At 58.6% G+C, this 4,502-nt stretch carries 3 protein-coding genes; 1 reads left to right on the forward strand and 2 read right to left on the reverse strand.

The genetic code is table 11. From position 1 onward, the window contains the following. Positions 1-1,073: molybdopterin dinucleotide binding domain-containing protein (locus M0974_RS21960; RefSeq protein ID WP_297841661.1), on the forward strand; the 1,073-nt coding region annotated here is incomplete at its 5' end. 135 nt (positions 1,074-1,208) lie between these two features. Here the strand turns inward: M0974_RS21960 and M0974_RS21965 are convergent. Then, positions 1,209-3,818 (reverse strand): TonB-dependent receptor, encoded by a 2,610-nt coding sequence (locus M0974_RS21965; RefSeq protein ID WP_297841664.1) that lies wholly within the window; start codon positions 3,816-3,818, stop codon positions 1,209-1,211. Between the two features lie 328 nt (positions 3,819-4,146). Further along, the coding region (locus M0974_RS21970) for a metallophosphoesterase family protein (protein WP_297841666.1) at positions 4,147-4,502 on the reverse strand (356 nt) is incomplete at its 5' end.

The raw sequence follows: 4,502 nt of genomic DNA on the forward strand, positions 1-4,502 counted from the left end.
ACAACGGCCAGCATTTGTATTACCCAGATATCCGCCTTGTGTACTGGGCGGGGGGCAATATTTTTCATCACCATCAGGACCTAAATCGACTGCTGCAGGCCTGGAAGCGCCCGGAAACCATCATCGTCCATGAGCAATACTGGACCGCGCAGGCCAAATACGCCGATATCGTGCTGCCAGCGACCACAGCGCTGGAGCGCAACGATATCGGCAGCTCCGCGTCAGACCGTTTCATGATCGCCATGCAGCAGGCCATCGAGCCGGTGGGCGAGTCACGTGATGATTATTCGATCCTGGCTGACCTGTCCGAGCGCCTGGGGCTGGGCGAGGGTTTTACCGAGGGGCGCGATGCCGACGCCTGGTTGCGCTTCATTTATGACGAGTCGCGAGGGCGGGCCGAAACCTACGGCATCGAACTGCCGGACTATGATCAGTTTTGGCGCGACGGCATCTTTGAAATTGATTACCCGGAAAGCGACACGGTGCTGCTCAAGGCGTTTCGTGACGACCCTGACGCACATCCATTGCCGACGCCTTCGGGACGGATCGAGATCTTCTCCGAGCGCATAGCCAGCTTCGATTATGCCGACTGTCCCGGTCACCCGGTCTGGCTGGAAAAACCCAAGCAGACATTCCCGTTGCAGCTGTTATCGAATCAGCCCAAGACCCGCCTGCACAGTCAGTACGACCATGGCGCCTACAGCCGCGCGTCGAAAATCCAGCAGCGTGAACCCTTGAGCCTCCATCCGCATGATGCCAGCGCCCGAGGGATCGTCGACGGTGATGTGGTTAAGGTCTTCAACGAGCGAGGTGCGTTTCTGGCCGGCGTCATCGTCTCCGATGGCATTCGTCCCGGCGTGGTGCAAATTGCGACCGGGGCGTGGTTCGATCCTATGGTGCATGGCCAACCCAACAGCCTGGAAAAACATGGCAACCCCAATGTCATTACCGCCGACATCGGCGCGTCCAGCCTGTCCCAGGGCTGCTCGGCCCAGACCGCCAGCGTAGAAATCGTCCGCTGGGATGAGGCGTTGCCGGAGGTCACAGCGTTCGAGCCGCCGTTGATGATTTGAGGCGCTGGCGTGTACGGATTTTGTCGGAATGAGCATTGCTCACGAATGCGCTGCATCAGGCACTGATGACGTTTCAGGGCTGACGCTTTCGCGAGCAAGCGCGTTTCCCCGGGGTTCACACAGGCCGGGATCCGGTCAAAAGTCGTACGCCAGTTTGGTGTACCAATAACCGCCAGCCGGGGAGAAGGGTGGGTTGCCATAGATGTAGCCACCCGTATTGTTGGCGATGGCATTGGCGTCGGGGCGCACATCAAAGATGTTGGTGCCGCCCAGTGATACCGTCACGGCATCGGTCAGCGCGTAGCTGATGTCCAAGTCAGTGATCCATTTGGCGCTGAAGCTGCGGTCGCCACTTTCCAGTTGCTGCAGGGCCTTGACCTTGCCGAAGCGGGTGGTTTGCAGGTTGATGTCGAAGTCTTTGATCAACCAGTTGGCACCCAGTACCCATTTGGTTTTCGGCGTGGCTTCAGTGAGGTCGCCTTCCCGCGAGCGGCCGACCCAGGTCAGGCTGCCGCCGCTGTTGGCGCCCAGCGTCGACAGTACGGCGGGTGGGGCTTTCTGCGACAGGATGGTGGTCTTGTTGTAGTTGAAGGCCGCAGTCCAGCGCACGATACCCAGTGCCTGTGGCCGCCAGGTGTAATCGCTCACAACGTCGAGGCCACGGGTGCGGGTGTCGAATGCGTTGGCGTAGTAGGAAACCCGGTAGCCCGGCGCCAGGCCCGCGTCGGCGAGGATGCCCGCCAGGGCCGGTCCATACAGGGCTTCGGTGCGACTGATGCGATCCTTGATGTCGATTTGATAAGCATCGGCCGTCAGGTTCCACGCTGGCAGTGGACGCCAGACGAAACCAGCGCCCAGGTTCCAGGTCTTCTCGGCTTTCAAGTCCTCGGCACCGAGGGCCTTGGAAATCTTCGAATCCACCGGCGCCAGCAGGTTCAACGCCGGAACGATACTGCCGTCTGGATTGCGCGCCGTTAGGCTGTTGGCGTCGGTGAAGCCGATTTGCGTCAAGGACGGTGCGCGAAATCCTGAGCCAATGGTGCCGCGTATCGCGAAGGTATTGGTGAAGTCGTAGCGCGAGTTGAATTTGCCATTGAACGTGCTGCCCGAGCTGTCATCGAAGTGCTCATAACGCCCTGCAACGCCCAGATACCATTTGTCTGTCGGGTTGATGCCCAGGTCCAGGTAGGTGGCGTAGCTTTTGCGCTCCACATCCGTCTCGTACTCAGGCCGCACGATGGTTGCTGCCTGGGCGCCGACCTGCGCGGGCAGGCCAGCCAATGGATTCGGATTGCCATTGGGTTGCAGGGCCGGGTAGATATAGCCGCCATTGCGATAGCCAATTTCATCACCGGCAAATGTCTGGAAGCGTTCCTGGCGATATTCCAGACCCAACGAGACTTGTAGCGGTTTGGCCAGGCCGATGTCGTAGCCACGGCTGACGTCCAGGTTGTTGACCCATTCGGTGTTCTGCCAGGCACCAAGGTCGTTAAAACTCGTGGGTGAATTCGGCCCCAGCGAAGGGTTGATGGTGAAATCGCTGGCGTGCTCGACCCGGTTGCGGCCAAGACTGCTGCTCACATCCCACTTCCACTCCTGCCAGTCGCCGCGTACGCCGACCAGCCCCTGATAGTCGATGGAGTGGATATTGTTGGTCGGAAAATAACCGTTGGGGAACAGTTCGAGAATATTGCCGTCGCCGTTGGCTCGGCGCTTGTTGTTTCCAATGACGGCGTCCTGCTCGCCATAGGTGCCGTTGGAGTAGATTTCCAGCCGATCATTGATCGGCAGTGCGGCGTTGAACGCTAGGTTGTAGTTTTTCAGTTCAGGGTCGCCGTTTTTCAGGCCAACATGGTCCCAGCTGGCTTCTCGTGGGTCGGGCTGGCCGTTGGGCAGGGCGAACCAGTTACTGCCGGTAGCTTTGTCGTTGTAGGTTGCGGCGCCGCGTTTGCGGGCGTCGGCGCTGACATGCAAGAAACCGCCATCACCCAGGCCGAAACCGGCATCGCCCTCCACCTGGCTCGAATCACCGTCGCCCTGGTACAGCTTGCCGGTTTGCGCCGAAATATGGCCGCCGCTGGCAGCGTCTTTGAGGATGATGTTGATTACCCCCGCCACGGCATCGGAGCCGTATTGTGCTGCGGCGCTGTCCTTGAGTACTTCAATGCGTTGCACCGCGCTCACCGGAATGGTGTCGATGTCGACGTTGTTGGCGCCACTGTTGTCGACGGAGCCGGAGGCGGGGAAAGCGTTCTTGTGCCGACGCTTGCCGTTGACCAGCACCAGTGTGTAAGCGGGCGCCAGGCTGCGGTTGGTCAAAGGTCGGTTGATTTGGCCGAGTCCTCCGTTGTTGGAGCCGAAGTTCATCGACGGCAACAGTTTGGACAGCACCTCAGACAAGCCGGCGCGGCCCGATTTGCGAATGGCGTCGCCGGAAATTACATCAATTGGGGCCGGGCTTTTGGCCACGGTCCGTTCCGCACCGCGTACGCCAGTGGATACCACGGTGGCCAAACGTTTATCTTCATTATCGTCGTTTTCCTGCGCCTGGACCGTCAGGCTGACGGAAAACGCCAGTAACGTCAGTGGCAGCAGGCGGGTTCGATTGCTCGACTGTCGATAGGTGTTTCTGTAGGGGTGCGTCAGGTTCAAGGCATCGCTCCGTGCGCTGCCGGACGAAACTCCGGCAGATGCGTTGTGGTGTGTGATGTTGCGGGTAGTCGCCTGACTGGTTTTCGTGCGCATTCGAGGGCTCACGGTGAGCCTTGAATCTGTGTCAATGCAGAGGTCTGGTAGCACGCTTGGCGAGATTTGAATCAGCTTTTAGCATTTTGTATCGAGATAGATATAATAATTATTAATGATTATCTTATAGCTAAAATAGCGAAAAACGCCGCTTACATACTTCGATCAGCGATAAAATCCCAGCTGCCATTTGCTTTAAGTTATGTTTTTAGTTGGGGACAGGAGAATCCATCGGGGCTTCAGGTGGCGTGCGAGGGAGGGGACTAATCACTGCCGATTAACGCTCTAGGCGCAGGGTTTAAGTGCGCCTGTTTTGTCTTGGGATTACTCAGTCCAGTAGTGAGACTAGTTGCGCCTCAATCGAGCCCGCAAGTACCTCAATCAGAGCCAGCGTCACCGGTAGTTTGAAGCGCCGCCGGCCCGCGCTGCCGGGATTGAGGTAGAGCTGTTCGCCGCGCCATTCTATGCGTGGCTTGTGCGAATGGCCGGTGATCACCAGTTTTACGCCTGCATCGAGCACCGCTGGGACATCGGCGATGTCATGCACTAGTAGGGTTTTCCATCCGTTGAGCTCGAAACATAGGCGGTCGGCGAGGTTTTCTGCCCATGGGAAGTCCAGATCATTGTTGCCGCGCACAACATGCAACGGGGCAATGGACGCCAGTTGATCGAGGATTTCGCGGG

Source organism: Pseudomonas sp. (assembly GCF_026224925.1).
In the GTDB taxonomy this organism is placed as follows: domain Bacteria; phylum Pseudomonadota; class Gammaproteobacteria; order Pseudomonadales; family Pseudomonadaceae; genus Aquipseudomonas.